Below are 16,966 nucleotides of genomic sequence, written 5' to 3'. Positions count from 1 at the left end.
CCGTGCGGCATCGAACCCTGCATCGCTCGCGGCAAAATGGTCAACGTCACCCACAACGGCCGGGAGTAGCCTCCCTTCGGTCCTTTCAGCCGAGGATCGACTTTGCCGGCGCGGTCATCAAGGCGATTTGAACGGCGTCTGCCACTCTCACCAGGGCACTGTCCGCCCCAGATAATCGAGATACTCCAAACCGGGGCGATGCTGCTTCACAAGGAGCACATCGACGAGGCTCGGGATACTGTCCTCGATCGCAAGCGGCGCGTCCGGACCGCCCAGCTCGGTCCTGATCCAGCCCGGCGCCATCACCACCATCGCCTGCGCACTTCCGGCATGCCGGGCGGCGTAGCTGCGCATGAACATGTTCAGCGCCGCCTTGCTGCCGCGATAGAGCTCGCGCATGCCGGTCTGGTTGTTGGCAATGCTGCCCTGCCCCGACGACATTACCCCGATCAACCCGTCGGCGGCGACATTACCATCGAGACTTTCGATCACGCGCATCGGGCTCAGCGCATTGGTGATCATCACCTGGACGAAGTCGTCGGTCGAGACTTCGCCGATCGTCTGCATCGGATAGCGGTTGGCGATGCCGGCATTGACGAAGAGCATCGCGAACGTTCGGCCGGACAGCCGATCGCGGAGCGCCGCGATCTGGTCCGGTGCGGTCATATCGAGCGTCTCGATCTGGAGCTGGCCGTCATGCGCATCCGCAAGATCGTGCAGCGCGGTTCTTCTGGCGCCGCGCACCGTACCAACCACATGCCACCCCTTGGTCAGAAACTGGGCAGCCATTGCGAGACCGATGCCGCGCGAGGCGCCGACGAGCAGGATCGTTCCTGTGGAAGAGGACATGGAATTGCCTTTCGATGGTGCGGCCGAAGGTGGATATGATCGCCCGGTCGCAGCGGCGCCAGACGCATCGAATGCACATCATAGTTGCACGGAGCGCCATCTCCGGCCGATAGATCGGGCTGATGGACACTGCCGACCTCAACCTGCTCGTCGCGCTGGATGCGTTGCTGGCCGAGGGCAGCGTCACCGGGGCGGCGCGCCGGCTGGGCCTGAGCACCTCCGCCATGAGCCGGACGCTGACGCGGCTTCGATCGGCGACCGGCGACCCCCTGCTCGTTCGCGCCGGACGCGGGCTCGTGCCGACGCCGCTGGCCGCCGATCTGCGCGATCGCGTCCATGTCCTGACGCGCGACGTGCTGGCGGTCCTCCGCCCGCACATCCGCGATCTCGACCTTGCCACGCTGGAGCGAACGTTCACCCTTCGCGCCAATGAGGGATTCGAACGTTTCGCCGGTCCTTTGGTAGCAGCCGTCGCCGCCGCGGCTCCGTATGTCCGACTGCGTTTTGCGCCCAAGCCGGATAAGGATGCAGAGCCCTTGCGCGAAGGGCGGATCGATCTGGAGATAGGCGTGCCGGGGCTTTCGGCTCCGGAAATTCGCACGCACCTGCTGTTCCGCGACACTTTCGTCGGCGTCGCCCGGATCGATCATCCTTTGCTGGCGCATTCCGAAGGGGTGACGCCCGCGTTTTATGCGGCATGCGGCCATGTCGTGGCGTCGCGAAAGGAGGATTTCGCCGGTCCCGTCGACGAGGCCCTTGCCGCGATCGGGCTCAGGCGAAGGATCGTCGCCATCGTACCGGGCTATCCCGATGCGCTGCGCATTGCGGCCCGATCGGATCTGGTGGCGCTTGTGCCCCGATCCTGTCTCGATGATGATGATCCGGGTCGTGTTGCGGGCCTGGCGAGCTTTCCGCTTCCGGTCTCCACGCCGGAGATCGCGATATCGGCGATGTGGCACCCGCGCGTCGACGCCGATCCGGCGCATCGCTGGCTGCGCGAGACGGTGATATCGCTATGCCGGACGGCGCGGCAGCAACGCGAGGCGTAGCGGTCGACCCGCCAAACGTGCATTGAGCGGCGATGGCCGACAATGACTCCGTGCTCGCTGCATTCCGAAGCTGGCAGGGCGCCCCGATGGCGCTCGCGACCGTGATCTCGACCTGGGGCTCGGCGCCGCGGCCGCGCGGCAGTCACATGCTGATCCATGCCGACGGGCGGATGGAAGGATCGGTCTCGGGCGGGTGCGTCGAGGGCGACGTACTGGCATTGGCGGCCGAGGTGATCGCGAGCGGCAAACCGGCGCGGCGCCAATATGGCGTCGCCGATGGCGCGGCCTGGGAAGTCGGGCTGCCCTGTGGGGGGACGATCGAGATCCTCGTCCAGCCGATCGGGCAGGAAGGCTTCCCGCCCGATCTGTTCGCGGCGATCGACGTGGCGCGGGCCAATGGGAACGCAGCCACGATCCACACCGATCTCGCCACGGGGCGCAGCGGGCTCGTACCGGCCACGGCGGAGACCGATTTCGCCAACCTCTATGCCGCACCGCGCCGGCTGCTGGTGGTGGGTGCCGTCCAGATCGCGCAATCGCTGGTCAAGATCGCCGGCACGCTCGGAATCGAAGCGACCGTGATCGACCCGCGCGGCCGCTTCCTGACGAGCGAACGCTTTCCGGGCGTCACGCTCGACGATCGCTGGCCCGACGAGGCGGTGGCCGCCGCTCGCCCCGATCCTTCGACTGCGGTCATCACGCTGAGCCACGATCCCAAGATCGACGATCCCGCTTTGGTCGCCGCGCTCTCCGCCCAGACCGGCTATGTCGCCGCGCTCGGATCGCGCAGCAGCCACGCCGCGCGGCGCGAGCGGCTGGCGGCGCATGGTTTTGTTCCGGCCGACCTGGATCGCATCGATGGCCCGGCCGGGATCGATATCGGTGCGATCGGCGCAGCCGAGATCGCGCTCTCGATCGCCGCGGGCATGGTCAAGGCGCTGCATGATCCGGCCTGAGGCGGTCGCGGTCATCCTGCTGGCGGCCGGCCTGTCCTCGCGCTTCGGCCCGCGCGACAAATTGGCGGTGCCGATCGACGGACTGCCGCTCGGCCTCCACGCCGCACGCATGCTCGCGCCCTTGCCGTTTGCGCGCAAAGTGGCAGTGACCGCCGCAAACGGGCCGGATTTCGCAGCCTACGGATTCACCGCGATCGTCAATCGCGATCCGGCCGCCGGCCAATCCGGCTCGATCAGGCTCGGGCTCGCCGAGGCGCGGACCGCCCAACCGCAGGCGGTGCTTATTGCGCTCGCCGACATGCCTTTCGTGCCGGTGGCGCATATCCACGCGCTCCTGGCGCGCTTCGGCGGGAACAAAGTCGTCGCATCGACCGACGGCTATCGGCCCGGCCCGCCGGCTTTATTCGACGCCTCGTTCTGGCCGATCCTTGAAGGGCTTTCCGGAGATAGCGGTGCCCGGGCGCTGCTGCGCGACGCGCGATTGGTGAGCGCCTCGCCGGCCGAATTGGCAGACATCGACACGCCGCTCGATCTGCCGTCCAGTGCAACAGACTCGAATCCTTAGACTATTTCGTCGCCCCAGCGAAGCCTGGGGCCGCGTGCGCGTTGATGGCGCTCATATCCGTCGGAGATCCCAGTTCGCTGGAATGAGGTGCACGTGCATGAGAGCTATACCGCGATCCTGACGCGTGCCGGCCAGGACGCGCTTATCGTCAAAGCCGACGCAGCGGCGCCGCTCGAACTGATGCGCTGGTCGATGCATTCGACCTCCGCCGTGTCCTGAACCTGCCCGAATACCATATGCCGGTCCATCTCGACGTTCCCCAGATCGATGTGCTCTGGACCGACATCCCCGATCCGCACACCCCGATGGGCGCGCACGGCATCGGCGAGATCGGCATCACCGGCGTCGGCGCGGCAGTGGCCAACGCGATCTACAATGCGACGGGCAAGCGTATCCGCGACCTGCCGATAACACTGGATAAATTGCTGTAGGGCGGGCTGGTAAGCGCAGATACCGATCGGTATAGAAAGCGCCTTCGCAGGAGCAGCTATGATCTTCAAACTGAAGGTGAACGGGGTCGCGCGTGAGGTCGATGTCGATGACGATACCCCCTTGCTGTGGGTGTTGCGCGACGATCTGGGCCTGACCGGTACCAAATTCGGTTGCGGCGTTGCCATGTGCGGCGCGTGCACGGTGCATATCGACGATCAGCCGGTGCGCTCCTGCTCGCTGCCGATCACCGAGGCGACCGGCGAGATCACGACGATCGAATTGGTCCAGGGTGCCGAGGCGAAGGCGATCCAGGCAGCCTGGATCGCGCATGACGTGCCGCAGTGCGGCTATTGCCAGTCGGGCCAAATCATGACGGCGGTGGCGCTGCTGCGCGAGCAGCCCAAGCCGAGCGATCATGACATCGATCTGGCGATGAACGGCAATATCTGCCGCTGCGCGACCTATGTGCGCATCCGCGCGGCGATCCACGATGCCGCCAACCGCCTGGGGGCGACCGCATGACGATCCACGATCAGGGCTTTTCCCGCCGCGCGCTGCTCAAGGGTGCGGGCGGGCTCACGATCGCGATGTTCCTGCCGATGGGGCTCGGGCGGCTTGCCGCGCAGGCACCGGGCGGGCCGGCGCCGGTCGATCCCAACGCCTTCGTCCATATCGCGCCCGACAGCACCGTGACCGTGCTGATCAAGCATATCGAGTTCGGGCAGGGACCATTCACCGGACTGACGACGCTCGTCGCCGAGGAGATGGACGCCGATTGGGCACAGATGCGGGCCGAGCATGCCCCGGCCAATCAGGCGCTCTACGCCAACCTGTTCATGGGGCTGCAGGGCACCGGCGGTTCGACCGCGATGGCCAACAGCTATATGCAGATGCGCAAGGCCGGTGCGATGGCGCGCTGGCTGCTGGTGCAGGCCGCGGCGCAAAGCTGGAGCGTTCCGGCAGGCGAAATCACGGTCACCAAGGGCGTGATCGCGCATGCCGGCCGCAACAAGCAGGGCCATTTCGGCGATTTCGTCGGCGCCGCCGCCAAGCTCAAGGCACCGCAGGACGTACCGCTCAAGGACCCGTCGAAATTCGGCATGATCGGGCATGATCGCTCGGTCGGCCGGGTCGACAGCGTCGCCAAATCGACCGGCGCCGCCAAATTCTCGATCGACCAGACCGCCCCCGGCATGCTGAGCGTGGTGGTGGCGCACCCGCCCCGCTTCGGCGCGACGGTTGCGCGTTTCGACGCCACCAAGGCGCTGGCGGTGAAGGGCGTGGTCGCGGTCAAGCAGATCCCGACGGGCGTCGCGGTCTATGCCAAGGGCACATGGCCCGCAATCAAGGGCCGCAAGGCGCTCGAGATCGTCTGGAACGAGGCGAAGGCCGAGCCGCGCGGCAGCGCCGACATGGCCAAGGCTTATCTCGACCGCGCGCGCACACCCGGTTCGATCGCCAAGGCGACCGGCAATGTCGATGCCGCGCTCGCCACCCCCGGCGCGACCCTGGTCGAGGCGGACTATGTCTTCCCCTATCTCGCCCATGCACCGATGGAGCCGCTCGGCGGCTATATCGAATATGATGGGCAGAGCGCGCTCGCGCGGTTCGGCAGCCAGTTTCCCGGCTTCGATCACCCCGGCATGGCGAAGGTGCTCGGTCTGCCGCTGGACAAGGTGCGGATCGAGCCCGTCATCGCCGGCGGCAGCTTCGGCCGCCGCGCCACGGGCGACGCGCATTTCGCGGTCGAGCTGGCCGAGGTCGCCAAGGCGATCGGGCCGGGTCACACGATCCGCCTCAACTGGACACGCGAGGACGATATCCATGGCGGCTATTATCGCCCGTTGATCGTCCACCACATGAAAGGCGCGGTGAAGGACGGCAGGATCATCGCCTGGTCCGACAGCATCGTCGGCCAGAGTTTCGCCATCGGCGGGCCGATGGAAAAGATGATGGTCAAGGACGGCGTCGACAGCACGATGGTCGAAGGATCGGACAAGCCGCCTTATGCGCTGCCCGCCTTCCGTTGCGCCGCGACGATCGATCCCTCGCCGGTCACGACGCTCTGGTGGCGATCGGTCGGGCACACCCATACCGGCTATGCGGTCGAGACCTTCGTCGATCATCTGCTCGAGAAGGCGGGCAAGGATCCGGTCGCCGGGCGGCTGGAGATGATGGCGGACGAGCCGCGCGCGGCCGGGGTGCTGAAGGCGGTCGCGAAGTTGGCCGACTGGAACGGCGCGCCGGTGCCGAAAGGCCGCGCGCGCGGAGTCGCGGTGGTCGAGAGCTTCAACACCTTCGTCGCCGAGATCGCCGAGGTTTCGATCGGCGAGGATGGCGAGCCGCACGTGCACAAGGTGTGGGCGGCGGTCGATTGCGGGGTGGCGGTCAATCCCGACATCATCCGTGCGCAGGTGGAGGGCGGGGTCGGTTATGCCACCGGCCATATCCTCTATGCCGAGGTGCCGCTGGTCGCGGGCAAGCCGACCGTATCCAATTTCAACGATTATCGATCGCTCAGGATCATGGAGATGCCCGAGGTGGAGGTTACGATCGTGCAATCGACGGCCGCGCCGACCGGGATCGGCGAACCCGGCGTGCCGCCCTGCGGCCCGGCCATCGCCAACGCGCTGGCGAAACTCGGCCGCGAACGCCCGACCCACCTGCCAATGGTGAAGCGCGTATGAGCCCGCGTATCGTCATCCTCGCCGGGGCCGCCGGCCTCATGCTGGCCTCGATCGGCGCACGCGCCGCGACCGAGCCGCAGCCCAAGGCGAAACCGGTCATGACGACCAGCCTCAAGCCGGTTTCGGCCTTTGCCGGGATCAAGGATTCGAAGGCGCGTTCGCTCGCATTGTTCGCCGAGGTCGGCAAGGTCATCCAGAGCCCGCGCTGCCTCAACTGTCACCCGGTCGGCGATCGCCCGACCCAGACCGATGCGATGCGTCCGCACATGCCGTGGGTCGTCCGTGCCGACGGGATCGGCGCGCCCGGCCTCCATTGCCCGACTTGCCACCATGCGAAGAATTTCGATCCGGCTAACGTGCCCGGCAACCCCAAGTGGATGCTGGCGCCGCCCGAAATGGCCTGGCAGGGCAAGACGCTCGGCCAGATCTGCGTCCAGTTGAAGGACAAGTCGCGCAACGGCGGCCGCGACATGGCCGCGCTGGAAGAGCATATGGCGACCGACGATCTGGTCGGCTGGGGCTGGCACCCCGGCGGCAACCGCACCCCCGCCCCCGGCACGCAGGCCGAGTTCGGCGCATTGTTCAAGGCGTGGGCGCAAAGCGGGGCCTACTGCCCGGCGTGAGGGCCAACAGATCCTCCCCGGCACGGGGAGGATCTGATACCGACACATCAAAAAGAACAGGACGAGGATCCCCGATGCGCGCCGTAGGTCTCTTCACGCATGGCGCCCCCGAAGTGCTTGAGGTCGTCGACTTGCCCGAGGTCCATGCGGGCCCGGGCGAGGTCCGCATCCGCGTCCATGCCGCGACGGTCAACCCGACCGACATGGCCGTGCGCAACGGCGCACGCGCCGAAATGCAGAAGGCCGATCCGCCGCCTTACGTGCCCGGTATGGAAGTGGCCGGCATCATCGACGAGATCGGCAGCGGCGTCCCCGATCGTCTGAAGCTCGGCGACGCCGTCATCGGCATCGTCGTGCCCAAGGGCAGCCATGGCGCCTATCGCGAACAGATCGTGCTCGACGCCCGATCGGTCGTGCGCGCGCCAGCCGGTGCAAGCCATGCCGAGGCCGCAACGCTGCCGATGAACGGCCTGACCGCGCGACTGTCGCTCGACCTGCTCGGCCTGTCGCCGGGGCAGGTGCTCGCCGTGACCGGAGCGGCGGGCGCTTATGGTGGCTATGTCATCCAACTCGCGAAGGCCGAGGGCCTGACAGTGATCGCCGACGCATCGGAAAAAGACGAGACGCTGGTGAAGTCGCTCGGCGCCGACATCGTCGTTCGCCGTGGCGACGATGTCGCGACCCGCTTCCGCGCGCATTTCCCCGACGGCGTCGACGGGCTGGCAGACGGCGCGGTGCTCAATGCCCTCGCCATTCCCGCGGTGCGCGACGGCGGCGCCTTCACCTCGGTCCGCGGCTTCATGGGCGAACCGCAACGCGACATCCGCTTCAGCGCGACGTTGGTGCGATCCTACGTGCAGGAGTGGGAGAAGCTCGATCGGTTACGCGCGCAGGTCGAGGCCGGCGACATCACCTTGCGGGTGGCGGAGGTTTACCCGCCCGAACGCGCGGCCGAAGCGCATCGGCGGCTTGAAGCGGGCGGGACGCGGGGGCGATTGATCATCGCGTTTTGAGCGGTCCCTCGCTGCCCTGACGGTCAAATCTGATCCGACGCCGTCGGATACCGGCCAGATTGATCCACGGCGCCGCATGGAACAGGCTCATCAAGGCATACATCGCGGTCATTCCGTCGATGGGTGACGCGTCCGGCGCCACACCGCAAAGCATCGCCATCCGATCGGCGCCATGTACCGCTCCGATGACGGCCATCACCGCAAAACTCGGGCTCGCGGCAAACCCGAGCCAGCCCGATGCGGTCACGCCTTCACCGGTGCATCGGGATCGCGGAAGGCGGCTTCTCCCGCATCCGAAATCTCAACCCATTTCGCGTCGGGCGCGGCGCCGGCCGCGTAGCAATCATGCCAGTTCCACCATTTGTAAGGCGGCTCCTGCGGATAGCCCTCCGGCAAATCCTCCCACACTTCCTGCCGCCCCAAAGGCGTCAGATCGAGATAACTCCAGATCGTGCCGAGCGCCTCGTCCCCGCGATTGTCGGTGAAGTATGTCCGGTAGACCCGATCGCCGTCGCGGACGAACACATTGTGCCCGTGCCACTCGTCGACCCCGAAATCGGCGTCGAAGTTGTCGGTAATCGTCACCCATGGAATTTGCCCCCACCCCATCCGCGCCTTGAGCCGCGCGATATCCGGCTGCGGCGCGCGCGAGGCGTAGACCAAAGTCGTGTCGCGCTGGTTGAGGTGGATCAGGTTCGAGACCTGGTCCGCGCCCATTGAGCAACCGCGACAGCCATGATCGGGCCAGCCGAACACGCCGGGTTCGAAGAAGGCACGATAGACGATCAATTGGCGGCGGCCCGCAAACAGGTCGATCAGGCTGGCCGGTCCGTCCGGCCCTTCGAACACATAATCCGTCTCGACCGCCATCCACGGCATCCGCCGCCGTTCCGCGGCGAGCGCGTCGCGGGCGCGAACGTGGGCCTTTTCCTTGACCAGCATGGCGGCACGCGCATCACGCCAAGTCTCGGCGGACACGATCGGCGGACGATTTTTCGGCAGTTCCCGTCCCATGACATCTCTCCCGTCCGGGGTTGTTGTTCAGTCCTGTTCGCCACTGAGCGCGCCGATACGCGCGACCACGCCGGTCCAGCCCCCGCTCATGTTGCGATACGCGGTCTCGTTGCGCGGCAGTTCGAAGCCTGAATGGACGAGGCTCAGACGGGTGCCGCCGTCGACCGGCTCGAGGGTCACGGTGACCAAAGTATCGAGCAGCGAGCCATAGCCCTGATTGGCTGCGTCACCGCCCCGCCAACGCCAGGCGAGGCGCTGGTGCGGCACGACTTCGATCACCTCGCAGCGGATCGTGCCATCCCATGCGCCGGCCGGGCTCGTCTGAAAGGTGAAAAGATTGCCCACCATCGGCTCGAAACCGGTCGGCGTCATCTTCAGCCAGCGTGCCATCAGTTCAGGACGAACCAGGGTCGCCCAGATCGTCCCGGGCGCATGCGGGAAAACCTCGTCGACCATGATCGCCCGCGATCCGGTCTGCACATCACTATCCGTCATGGATCGATCTCCTTGAGAAGCGCACCGAGGTCAGCAAAACGTTCACGCCAGAAGGCGTCGTAATGGCTCAGCCAGTCGAACAACGGCGCCAGCCCCTCGGGCCGCGCCCGATAGAAGATGTTGCGCCCCTGCGGCCGCTCGGACACCAGTCCGGCCTGCCGGAGCAATTTGAGATGCTGTGAAACCGCGCCCTGAGTGACGCCGCTGACGCGGGTCAACTCGGCGACGTTCATCTCGGATCGGACAACCCGTTCGAACACCGCCCGCCGTGTCGGATCGGAGAGTGCACGGAGCACGGTGTCGATAGCTACGGCCTGAGTCATGCGGGCTCATTAGCAAGTACTAATCAATTAGTCAATACTAATATTAAGGCACTGGCGGACGCTCATAATCGCCGAACCCCGGGATGATGAGTTTGACGATACCGATCCCCTCCTCCGCCGGCGAAAGGTCGACCCGCGCGATGCCATGCGCGCCTCTCACCGCACAGCGCGCGATCAGCCAGTCGCGATCAGTGTCGAAGCTGGCGCGAGCGCGATCAGGGACCATCCGCCAGGACTGGCCACCGCCCAGCCCGAACCCGCCTTCGAACAGCATTTGCAGCCGCATATTGGCGGGATCCTGATAACTCTCGTCGGTGAGATCGTCGCGTGCGCCGGCGATCATGGTGGCACGGCTTTGTGCGGCTTCGGTGATGGCGCGCGCGAGCGCGATGCGGGCGCTGGGGTGCGCGCCACCGCCAAGCGCGGGGCGCTGGATAAGAGCTTTCGACGAGAAGGTTTCGAAGATCGCGCAGAGGATCACCGCCGGCCCCTCCCCCGCGCTCAGATCCCACAAGCGCAGGCCGAAGCCGGCGGCATCGACGTGAGCGATCAGCCGGCGGCCGAGGCGATCGTCGATCGAACCGATATCGATTGCGGTGGCGAAGCGCTCGCGGGTCGACAGCGTCAGCCAGCGGCTGTGCGCATCGCGCTCGATCAGCTCGCACAGAGCCGAATTGGTCGCCTCGCCGAGATCGTTGCCCGAGGCCAGGCCATTGCTGGAGGGCACGATATCGTCGGGCGCAGCGACGGTGAAATCCATCGAAACCAAGGCATGCGGCACGCCGATCTTGCAGCCCGACAGCAGATCGACCGCATCGCACCAGCCGCGCACGCGATCGGGATCGAACGGCGCGCGCTGCGTATGGCCCCGGCTGATCGCACCGCAGAAAGCAGCCTCGTCCGTCGTGGCCGCGCGTTGCGCGATGGGCGCGACCAGCTCGGCATGATGGAGCTCGATCGCCTCCATCAGGGCGGAGACCTTCGCCGCTGCGCGCGTCGCCCCCTTGCCCTGCGAGACCGACAGCGAACGCGCGAGCGGGCGGACCGCCTGAAAGACCGGAATGCCGATCGTATCGAGCCCGGTCACATCGGCAAGACGCGTGACCCCGCACCGCGCCGCATAAGGGGCCACGCGCGCGAGCGTCTTTACAGGCGGGACGGCGCGGTGGGTGCCGTGGCGATAGTCACCGACCACGCGCGCCGCCTCCGGCTTTATTGCGAGGCGTTGCCGTTCACGATCTTGGAGAACATGGTCGGCGCACCATTCTCGAACACCTTCGTGACTGCGACGGCCTCATGGATCGGCCCATTGGCGAACAATTGGTCCAGCGCCCTGGCGATGCTGGCGGTCTGGCTCGCCATGCCGGGTTCGACCCGACCCTGGTGCAGATCGGTCAGACGCTCACATAATACATAATGATACTGGCCGGTTGGCTTGCCGTCCGCGTCCAGCAGCGGCTCGCGCAGGACGAACAGGCGGGAATTGAGCGGGCTCTTCACATCGTCGGACATTGTCATCCCCTGCGGCTCATGCGGCGATCCCCGGATCACCGAATCCTCTACGGGCGTGCGCCGCTCGATCGGCAGCACCCCCGTAACGAACGCTTTGGCAAGATTCCGGGGGTCGTTCAATGCCGACGGCACGCGCAGCGCGATTGCTCACGTTACAGACGCGAATTCACGCTTTTTTCACGATCGACTGACGCGATATCGCCAAAACGGATGACGTTGACGCTCCAATAAGAGCTCGTCGGGGCGATGCGCTGCATTTCCCCGGAAGGCCGTCAGCAAGCCAGTCAGGGGATTCCCGTAATGAGCCGGACCGCAATTGCCATTTTCGGATTGGCCAGCGTGGCAGGCATCAATGCGTTCGGCCCCGCGGTGGCGCAGCGTATCTCGCATGCTGTCGGCATCCATCGGTTCGATCCGGCGGGGGGCGAAGCCAGGGCGGCAACCCAATTGGCTTTGGCGACGGATAACACGCGTTCCGGGGCGCGTGAGAACCGGGGCGGCGACAAAGCGGAGGGGGTGCGGTGATCCGCCCGACAGGGGGAAGGGGCGCCCGAGGGGGGCGGGCGCTCCTCACTCCCTGCGGGCGGGGTGTTTCGTAACGGGTATCTCGGCGGTCAGCCGCGCGCGGGGGGTTCGGCAATTCGCGCGGCCGACCAGGTCGAAAGAGTAGAGTAGCGTGGCGTATCAGACCCTTTGTGTTCGGGCCTGACTATCCGGGGTGCGTGTCAAATTCGGTTCGCAGGTGCTGCATCAATGTGAAGGCCCTGTGTCCAGCAGGCCCGTCCGGGGGTGATGCAGCGATCAGGCGAAACCCTGCCTCCTCCCCGCCTGGGGAGGGGGCAGGGCTAACGCTTTGGGGGAGGCGCCTCCCCGGCATGGAGCCTCGCGCCGGGGAGGCACGAAATCAAGCCACTCCGGGCAGGAACTTCATCGCGACGCCGTTCATGCAGTAACGCTTGCCGGTCGGCTTGGGCCCGTCGTCGAAGACGTGGCCGAGGTGGCCGCCGCAGCGTGTGCAATGAACCTCGGTGCGTTGCTCGATCAGTGCGAAATCGCTCTTGGTGGCGACCGCACCGGGCAAAGGCGCCCAGAAACTCGGCCAGCCGGTACCGCTGTCGAACTTGGTCTTCGAGGAGAAGGCCTTCTGGTCGCAGCCGGCGCAGGCGAAGGTGCCTGTGCGGTGTTCGTTGTTGAGCGGGCTGCTGAAGGGCCGCTCGGTCGCCTCATGGCGGAGCACGTTATACGCGTCGGGCGAAAGCTTCTTCTTCCACGCATCGTCGCTCAAGGTCACCGGGTAGGCTGCGCGGGCCGCGCCATGGATCGCTACCAGCCCGATCGCCAAAGCCGCGCCGCTCGCGCGCATCATCTCTCGCCGATTCATCTTTGGACCTCGTTTCAAATCACTTGGGCAGATCGGCCTTGGCGATGGTGATCATCTGCCGGGCGGGCCGATCGCCGCTGGCCGGGAAGCTTACGATCGCAAGCTTGACCCCCGGCTTAACGAGCGCCGGGCTGCCGGGCGTATTCGAGATGACGGTCACTTCGGGCGGCACCTTCACCTGCCGCGTGCCGGTGCCGTAATCGACCGTCAGCAACCGCCCGCCATCGGCGCTGACGGCGGTCGCAACCTTGCCGTTGGTCATCATCGTCTCGCCCGATGCGTCCATCGCGCGATTGACGTTGAAGCGCGGCAAATCCGGCGGATAGACCCGGATCTCGATCGAAACGCCGGTGCCGTCGGGCTGGGTCTTGTTGGCGGTCGCGACATAGCTGCCCGGCACGATCTGATCGACGGCGATCGGCGCGGTCACGGTAACGGTGCGGTTCGGCTGCAGCGCGATGGTGGTTGAGGTACCATCAGCCGCGGCGAGGGTAAGGCTGGTATCCGACACGGCCGAGACGATGCCCTGCGCGCGCTGCGCACCCACCGGCATCTGGGCGCTCGCAATGCTGCCGTGCAAGGCTACGATCGACAGGCAGGCTATCAGGGCGTTCCGCATCGCAATCCCTCCCACGGCATTTGCGCCAGCATAGTGCCGGAATCGACCGCAGGCCATCCGTCTCCGCTTTATCCCGGGAACGACGCGCGAAGTCCTTCGCTATCCCCCCTCCCCTGAAAGGATCACCCGCATGACCAAGACAGCGACGCTCTATCGCATGGTGCTTCCAGACCATGTCTGCCCGTTCGGTCTCCGCGCGAAGGAAATGCTCGACCGTGCCGGCTATACGGTGGACGAGCATATTCTGCAGTCGCGCGAGGAGGTCGATGCCTACGAGCGCGAGCAGGGCGTGGAGACGACGCCGCAGATCTTCATCGATGGCGAACGGATCGGCGGCGCCGACGAGTTGGAACGCTATCTGGAGGCCGCCGCCTGAGCGCCGCATTGTCGCAGCGCCGTTCCGCCGATATCCTCCCGCGCAAGCGACAGGGGATATCGGCATGGACACAAGCCTCGTCGGCGGCGTGGCTGCTCTCGCCGGGGCGGCTATCGGTGGGCTCGCATCCTTCTTCAGTTCGTGGATGACGCAAACCGTCCAGTTGCGCGACAGCAACCTGCAGCGGGAGCGTTCGCGCCGCGAGGCGTTGTTCGCCGAATTCATTCAGGAAGCATCGCGCCTCTATGCCGATGCGCTGAGCCACGAGAAGGATGACGTCTGCGATCTCGTCCAGCTTTACGCGCTGGTCGGGCGTATCCGCCTCGCCTCGTCCGCCCCAGTGGTAAGGGCGGCCGAAGAGACCATGAACACGATCATCGAAACCTATCTCCAGCCCAATCGTACGCTGCACCAACTGCGCGAAAGCCTGCGCGAAGGCAGCATGAATTTCCTGCTCGGGTTCGGCGAGGCGTGCCGGATGGAACTGGCAGGTTTCTCGCGTTCTTGATCAACCTGCCTCCGCGCCTAAGCGGCCTAGCCGAGCGCATAGCGCCGGCAATGTTCGAGATAGCCGGCCTCATGGCTGCCCGAGAGATCGACCACCGCCTCCCACAGCCATGACGGCGCCTCGATCGCCATCCGGCGGTGATCCAGCAAGAGCCGACGCCATTCGGTGCGGGCGGCGGTATCCATCTGGCGGGCATGCGCCTTGCCGACCACGGCGGCGAGGTAGCGCGCGGCCTTTACCGCCTGCGTCTGGGTGAACTGCTCGACCTCGAGCTTCAGATCCTGCGGCGCCAGTTCGCGGATGAACATCGATCGGCCGAGCAGTTTCGCTGCGATCATCCGCTCCCCCAGGTTGGGTGACAAAGCGCGCGCACCTGCGACGACGCGCTCGCCCGGATCGCGCGGCATCACGGCGCCCAGGGCCACCGGGGCGACCGACGCGATCGCCTCCTTGAGATCGACCAGCGCAAAATCCTCGCGGCCCTTCGCGCCGCGGATCGCGATCAGCGCGGCGTAACGCAGCAGCCCGAGCGAACTGCACCCCTTCATCCAATAGGCTGCATCGACCAGCCGCACGCTGCGATCCTCGTCATGCCGATCGAGCGCCAATATCTTGCGTTTGATGTCGGGCTCGTCGAACAGAGCCGTCAACGCGGCACGCTCGCGATCGTCGATCGCCCAGAATTTCTTGCCGAGCGGAATGGTCGGTTCGGTGTCTTGGATGCGCTCCTTGGCAAGGTGCCGCCAGCGCCGTCCCAGCGCGCGTCTTTTGACCAGACGAACCACGTCGGGCTCTTCGACCGAATTCTCCTCGCCGCTGCGATCGGCCATGGCCGCTTCGTAGCCGTTGACCATCTCCTCCACCATGCGCGCGGTGGTCACGCCAGGCAGATCCGAACCGCGCGCAGCCGTGGCCAGTGACAGGCCGAGCCGGATGAGATCGTGCGCCGGATTGCCGATCACCGTCTGATCGAGATCGCGGATCTGGATCGCGACCGCGCCATTGCCATCCGACAGCGGCCCGAGATTGCCGAGGTGGCAATCGCCGCAGATCCAGATGGCCGGACCGGTCGGCAGCCGCTTCGCGACCAGCGAGTCGCCCAGCCATTCGTAGAAGCGGGCGGTGTTGCCGCGCACATAAGCATGCGCCGATCGCGCCATCTTGAGATCCCTCGCTGCCTCCAGCACCGGCTTGCGTGCGTGCGCATCAATCGGCCTGATCTTGCTGGTCCCGCGTATGGTGTCGGAAATGGCGGTTCTCCAGATAGATGGCGGTTTACAAGGCGCCAAACGCCCGACCTGCAGTTCAGCCGCATGCAATCGTTACGGCGCGGAACATTGTTCTGCGCGACGCGCTGTGCGGCAGAATGGGAGACGCGTGATGGTGGACAACGTACTGGGCATGCTGGTCGGCGCTGCGATCGATCGCAGCGATGGCGACAGCGGCTTGAAGGGCGCGATCGAAGGCTATCTGATCGAGGGGGCGATCAAGGTCATCGCGCCGCTGGCCGTCACGTTCGCGATCGGCTGGGGCGTGCAGTATCTCGCCCGACGCGGATTGCGCGCCATCACCGGCGATCCTTCGCTCGATCAGGGCGCGCTCGCCCCAAAGCGTCAGGCTAGCGCCTGACACCCCCCAGGCTCAATATTTGCTCGCAAGCCAGATGGTGTGGCGGCGGCCCTTGCGATCGCCATCGGCGCGGACCTTGACCTCTTCCACTTCGAAGCCGGCATCCTGCAGCCGATCGAAGAAATCATCGTCGGGATAGGCCGACCAGATCGCCAATATGCCGCCCGGTCGCAACGCGGCATGCGCCGCACGCAGCCCCCAATTGCAGTAGAGTCGCTCGTTGGCGAGGCTGATCAGCCCGTCCGGGCCGTTGTCGACATCCAGCAGGATCGCGTCGAAGGCGGCGGGCGAACCGACGATGACATCATGGACATCGCGGATCTCGATCGACACCCGTGGATCGTCGAGCGACGATCCGAAGATATGCGCCAGCGGCCCAGCCGCCCAGCTCACGATCTTGGGGACGAGCTCGGCCACGACGATGCTCGCACCCGCCGGCGCCGCGCCGAGCGCCGCTGCCAGCGTGAAGCCCATGCCGAGGCCGCCGATCAGCAGCCGCGTTGCCCGCGCACCCAGCCGTTCGCAGACGATAGTGGCGAGCGCCTCCTCCGATCCGCTGACCCAGCTGCCCATGAGCTGCTCGCGTTCGAACATGATGGCGAAATCCTCGCCACGCTGCATCAGACGGAGTTCACCCCCACCCGGAATGTCGGCGGTATCGACGAGGACGGCCGGCGAGACGCCGGCCTCTTCAAGCGCGCTGGCCATGCCGCCTGGCTCCGAAACTAGGACGCGACCTCGGTGGATGGAGCGGCCTTGGCCGGCGCTGCAGCCTCGGCCGCCTTTTCGCGCGCGCGGTTGGCAACGATGGCGCGATTATGCCGCTTATTGGCGGTGCGCAGCTGGCCCATATGATTTCCCGTCAGGTTGGGATCGGGCGCGATGAGTAGCCGGAACGGCGTCGGTATGCGCCGAATCAACCCATCCATGCTCAT

The 16,966-nt window shown here is 66.1% G+C and carries 23 protein-coding genes and 1 pseudogene; 12 read left to right on the top strand and 12 right to left on the bottom strand.

Translation table 11 applies throughout. The features are described from left to right. Nucleotides 1–147: 147 nt before the first annotated feature. Nucleotides 148–849: an SDR family NAD(P)-dependent oxidoreductase gene (locus AB4Z44_RS23240; RefSeq protein ID WP_404712021.1), complete on the bottom strand. Its 702-nt coding sequence runs from the start codon at nt 847–849 to the stop codon at nt 148–150. 122 nt (nt 850–971) lie between these two features. Here AB4Z44_RS23240 and AB4Z44_RS23235 point away from each other — a divergent pair, with 122 nt between their 5' ends. From AB4Z44_RS23235 to AB4Z44_RS23200, 8 genes and pseudogenes are all read left to right on the top strand, one after another. Then, on the top strand, nt 972–1,898 hold the full coding sequence (locus AB4Z44_RS23235) for a LysR family transcriptional regulator (RefSeq protein WP_404712020.1): 927 nt from the start codon (nt 972–974) through the stop codon (nt 1,896–1,898). 32 nt (nt 1,899–1,930) lie between these two features. After that, nucleotides 1,931–2,854, top strand: a complete 924-nt coding sequence (locus AB4Z44_RS23230; protein WP_404712019.1) for an XdhC family protein — start codon at nt 1,931–1,933, stop codon at nt 2,852–2,854. Continuing rightward, entirely contained in the window at nt 2,841–3,419 is a 579-nt protein-coding gene (locus tag AB4Z44_RS23225) for a nucleotidyltransferase family protein (protein ID WP_404712018.1), read from the top strand. The genes AB4Z44_RS23230 and AB4Z44_RS23225 overlap by 14 nt, the downstream gene beginning before the upstream one ends. A gap of 96 nt (nt 3,420–3,515) precedes the next feature. Then, nucleotides 3,516–3,850 (top strand): annotated as a pseudogene (locus AB4Z44_RS23220) (hypothetical protein); the annotation flags it as partial. 58 nt (nt 3,851–3,908) lie between these two features. Then, the gene (locus AB4Z44_RS23215) at nt 3,909–4,373 is read left to right on the top strand and encodes a (2Fe-2S)-binding protein (protein WP_404712017.1); all 465 of its coding nucleotides are present in this window, start codon (nt 3,909–3,911) and stop codon (nt 4,371–4,373) included. Continuing rightward, nucleotides 4,370–6,538: a molybdopterin cofactor-binding domain-containing protein gene (locus AB4Z44_RS23210; RefSeq protein WP_404712016.1), complete on the top strand. Its 2,169-nt coding sequence runs from the start codon at nt 4,370–4,372 to the stop codon at nt 6,536–6,538. The genes AB4Z44_RS23215 and AB4Z44_RS23210 overlap by 4 nt, the downstream gene beginning before the upstream one ends. Then, nucleotides 6,535–7,161, top strand: coding sequence for an Isoquinoline 1-oxidoreductase subunit (locus AB4Z44_RS23205; RefSeq protein WP_404712015.1), 627 nt, complete (start codon nt 6,535–6,537; stop codon nt 7,159–7,161). The genes AB4Z44_RS23210 and AB4Z44_RS23205 overlap by 4 nt, the downstream gene beginning before the upstream one ends. Before the next feature lie 74 nt (nt 7,162–7,235). After that, nucleotides 7,236–8,174, top strand: a complete 939-nt coding sequence (locus tag AB4Z44_RS23200; protein WP_404712014.1) for an NADP-dependent oxidoreductase — start codon at nt 7,236–7,238, stop codon at nt 8,172–8,174. On the opposite strand, the gene AB4Z44_RS23195 is transcribed toward AB4Z44_RS23200, so the two are convergent. From AB4Z44_RS23195 to AB4Z44_RS23170, 6 genes are read right to left on the bottom strand one after another with little or no spacing between them, the layout of a single operon-like run. Then, the gene (locus AB4Z44_RS23195; RefSeq protein ID WP_404712013.1) at nt 8,161–8,421 is read right to left on the bottom strand and encodes a hypothetical protein; all 261 of its coding nucleotides are present in this window, start codon (nt 8,419–8,421) and stop codon (nt 8,161–8,163) included. The two genes, AB4Z44_RS23200 and AB4Z44_RS23195, sit on opposite strands and share 14 nt — an antisense overlap. Continuing rightward, on the bottom strand, nt 8,418–9,188 hold the full coding sequence (locus tag AB4Z44_RS23190; RefSeq protein WP_404712012.1) for a DUF899 domain-containing protein: 771 nt from the start codon (nt 9,186–9,188) through the stop codon (nt 8,418–8,420). The genes AB4Z44_RS23195 and AB4Z44_RS23190 overlap by 4 nt, the downstream gene beginning before the upstream one ends. A 27-nt stretch (nt 9,189–9,215) precedes the next feature. Further along, nucleotides 9,216–9,683: an SRPBCC domain-containing protein gene (locus AB4Z44_RS23185; protein ID WP_404712011.1), complete on the bottom strand. Its 468-nt coding sequence runs from the start codon at nt 9,681–9,683 to the stop codon at nt 9,216–9,218. Next, a complete protein-coding gene (locus tag AB4Z44_RS23180; RefSeq protein ID WP_404712010.1) occupies nt 9,680–10,006 on the bottom strand; it encodes an ArsR/SmtB family transcription factor in 327 nt (108 codons plus the stop codon). Before AB4Z44_RS23180 ends, AB4Z44_RS23185 begins: the two co-directional genes overlap by 4 nt. A gap of 43 nt (nt 10,007–10,049) precedes the next feature. Continuing rightward, on the bottom strand, nt 10,050–11,201 hold the full coding sequence (locus AB4Z44_RS23175) for a YcaO-like family protein (RefSeq protein ID WP_404712009.1): 1,152 nt from the start codon (nt 11,199–11,201) through the stop codon (nt 10,050–10,052). Nucleotides 11,202–11,218: 17 nt separating this feature from the next. Continuing rightward, nucleotides 11,219–11,518 carry a hypothetical protein gene (locus AB4Z44_RS23170; RefSeq protein ID WP_404712008.1) on the bottom strand — a complete coding sequence of 100 codons (300 nt, stop codon included), beginning with the start codon at nt 11,516–11,518 and terminating at the stop codon, nt 11,219–11,221. 300 nt (nt 11,519–11,818) lie between these two features. Here AB4Z44_RS23170 and AB4Z44_RS23165 point away from each other — a divergent pair, with 300 nt between their 5' ends. Continuing rightward, nucleotides 11,819–12,043 carry a hypothetical protein gene (locus AB4Z44_RS23165; RefSeq protein WP_404712007.1) on the top strand — a complete coding sequence of 75 codons (225 nt, stop codon included), beginning with the start codon at nt 11,819–11,821 and terminating at the stop codon, nt 12,041–12,043. Nucleotides 12,044–12,422: 379 nt separating this feature from the next. Here AB4Z44_RS23165 and msrB read toward each other — a convergent pair whose 3' ends face one another. Together msrB and AB4Z44_RS23155 are read right to left on the bottom strand one after the other, a co-directional pair. Next, a complete protein-coding gene (gene msrB, locus AB4Z44_RS23160; protein ID WP_404712006.1) occupies nt 12,423–12,899 on the bottom strand; it encodes a peptide-methionine (R)-S-oxide reductase MsrB in 477 nt (158 codons plus the stop codon). Nucleotides 12,900–12,918: 19 nt separating this feature from the next. Then, nucleotides 12,919–13,518, bottom strand: coding sequence for a hypothetical protein (locus AB4Z44_RS23155; RefSeq protein WP_404712005.1), 600 nt, complete (start codon nt 13,516–13,518; stop codon nt 12,919–12,921). Between the two features lie 130 nt (nt 13,519–13,648). Between AB4Z44_RS23155 and AB4Z44_RS23150 the strand changes: the two genes are divergently transcribed. Further along, nucleotides 13,649–13,894, top strand: a complete 246-nt coding sequence (locus AB4Z44_RS23150) for a glutaredoxin domain-containing protein (protein WP_404712004.1) — start codon at nt 13,649–13,651, stop codon at nt 13,892–13,894. 64 nt (nt 13,895–13,958) lie between these two features. Continuing rightward, nucleotides 13,959–14,402, top strand: a complete 444-nt coding sequence (locus tag AB4Z44_RS23145) for a hypothetical protein (RefSeq protein WP_404712003.1) — start codon at nt 13,959–13,961, stop codon at nt 14,400–14,402. Between the two features lie 26 nt (nt 14,403–14,428). Here AB4Z44_RS23145 and AB4Z44_RS23140 read toward each other — a convergent pair whose 3' ends face one another. Next, nucleotides 14,429–15,562, bottom strand: a complete 1,134-nt coding sequence (locus tag AB4Z44_RS23140) for a DUF2252 family protein (protein WP_404712002.1) — start codon at nt 15,560–15,562, stop codon at nt 14,429–14,431. 220 nt (nt 15,563–15,782) lie between these two features. Here AB4Z44_RS23140 and AB4Z44_RS23135 point away from each other — a divergent pair, with 220 nt between their 5' ends. Next, nucleotides 15,783–16,031 (top strand): hypothetical protein, encoded by a 249-nt coding sequence (locus tag AB4Z44_RS23135; protein WP_404712001.1) that lies wholly within the window; start codon nt 15,783–15,785, stop codon nt 16,029–16,031. A gap of 12 nt (nt 16,032–16,043) precedes the next feature. Here AB4Z44_RS23135 and AB4Z44_RS23130 read toward each other — a convergent pair whose 3' ends face one another. Beyond that, nucleotides 16,044–16,739, bottom strand: coding sequence for a spermidine synthase (locus AB4Z44_RS23130; RefSeq protein WP_404712000.1), 696 nt, complete (start codon nt 16,737–16,739; stop codon nt 16,044–16,046). Nucleotides 16,740–16,756: 17 nt separating this feature from the next. Continuing rightward, on the bottom strand, nt 16,757–16,960 hold the full coding sequence (locus AB4Z44_RS23125; protein WP_404711999.1) for a hypothetical protein: 204 nt from the start codon (nt 16,958–16,960) through the stop codon (nt 16,757–16,759). Nucleotides 16,961–16,966: the final 6 nt, after the last annotated feature.

Source organism: Sphingomonas sp. MMS24-J13, from assembly GCF_044905095.1.
Taxonomy (GTDB): Bacteria; Pseudomonadota; Alphaproteobacteria; order Sphingomonadales; family Sphingomonadaceae; genus Sphingomonas_I.
Note: the sequence above shows the minus strand (reverse complement) of the source record. Positions and strands in the feature narration are given on the sequence as shown.

What these genes read in the sequence shown, in the direction of transcription:
- msrB (WP_404712006.1), bottom strand. Translation starts at nt 12,899, where the DNA reads ATGAATCGGCGAGAGATGATGCGCGCGAGCGGCGCGGCTTTGGCGATC.
- AB4Z44_RS23205 (WP_404712015.1), top strand. Translation starts at nt 6,535, where the DNA reads ATGAGCCCGCGTATCGTCATCCTCGCCGGGGCCGCCGGCCTCATGCTG.
- AB4Z44_RS23165 (WP_404712007.1), top strand. Translation starts at nt 11,819, where the DNA reads ATGAGCCGGACCGCAATTGCCATTTTCGGATTGGCCAGCGTGGCAGGC.
- AB4Z44_RS23190 (WP_404712012.1), bottom strand. Translation starts at nt 9,188, where the DNA reads ATGGGACGGGAACTGCCGAAAAATCGTCCGCCGATCGTGTCCGCCGAG.
- AB4Z44_RS23230 (WP_404712019.1), top strand. Translation starts at nt 1,931, where the DNA reads ATGGCCGACAATGACTCCGTGCTCGCTGCATTCCGAAGCTGGCAGGGC.
- AB4Z44_RS23130 (WP_404712000.1), bottom strand. Translation starts at nt 16,739, where the DNA reads ATGGCCAGCGCGCTTGAAGAGGCCGGCGTCTCGCCGGCCGTCCTCGTC.
- AB4Z44_RS23155 (WP_404712005.1), bottom strand. Translation starts at nt 13,518, where the DNA reads ATGCGGAACGCCCTGATAGCCTGCCTGTCGATCGTAGCCTTGCACGGC.
- AB4Z44_RS23140 (WP_404712002.1), bottom strand. Translation starts at nt 15,562, where the DNA reads ATGGCGCGATCGGCGCATGCTTATGTGCGCGGCAACACCGCCCGCTTC.
- AB4Z44_RS23170 (WP_404712008.1), bottom strand. Translation starts at nt 11,518, where the DNA reads ATGTCCGACGATGTGAAGAGCCCGCTCAATTCCCGCCTGTTCGTCCTG.
- AB4Z44_RS23180 (WP_404712010.1), bottom strand. Translation starts at nt 10,006, where the DNA reads ATGACTCAGGCCGTAGCTATCGACACCGTGCTCCGTGCACTCTCCGAT.
- AB4Z44_RS23240 (WP_404712021.1), bottom strand. Translation starts at nt 849, where the DNA reads ATGTCCTCTTCCACAGGAACGATCCTGCTCGTCGGCGCCTCGCGCGGC.
- AB4Z44_RS23215 (WP_404712017.1), top strand. Translation starts at nt 3,909, where the DNA reads ATGATCTTCAAACTGAAGGTGAACGGGGTCGCGCGTGAGGTCGATGTC.
- AB4Z44_RS23200 (WP_404712014.1), top strand. Translation starts at nt 7,236, where the DNA reads ATGCGCGCCGTAGGTCTCTTCACGCATGGCGCCCCCGAAGTGCTTGAG.
- AB4Z44_RS23210 (WP_404712016.1), top strand. Translation starts at nt 4,370, where the DNA reads ATGACGATCCACGATCAGGGCTTTTCCCGCCGCGCGCTGCTCAAGGGT.
- AB4Z44_RS23185 (WP_404712011.1), bottom strand. Translation starts at nt 9,683, where the DNA reads ATGACGGATAGTGATGTGCAGACCGGATCGCGGGCGATCATGGTCGAC.
- AB4Z44_RS23125 (WP_404711999.1), bottom strand. Translation starts at nt 16,960, where the DNA reads ATGGATGGGTTGATTCGGCGCATACCGACGCCGTTCCGGCTACTCATC.
- AB4Z44_RS23225 (WP_404712018.1), top strand. Translation starts at nt 2,841, where the DNA reads ATGATCCGGCCTGAGGCGGTCGCGGTCATCCTGCTGGCGGCCGGCCTG.
- AB4Z44_RS23135 (WP_404712001.1), top strand. Translation starts at nt 15,783, where the DNA reads ATGGTGGACAACGTACTGGGCATGCTGGTCGGCGCTGCGATCGATCGC.
- AB4Z44_RS23150 (WP_404712004.1), top strand. Translation starts at nt 13,649, where the DNA reads ATGACCAAGACAGCGACGCTCTATCGCATGGTGCTTCCAGACCATGTC.
- AB4Z44_RS23145 (WP_404712003.1), top strand. Translation starts at nt 13,959, where the DNA reads ATGGACACAAGCCTCGTCGGCGGCGTGGCTGCTCTCGCCGGGGCGGCT.
- AB4Z44_RS23235 (WP_404712020.1), top strand. Translation starts at nt 972, where the DNA reads ATGGACACTGCCGACCTCAACCTGCTCGTCGCGCTGGATGCGTTGCTG.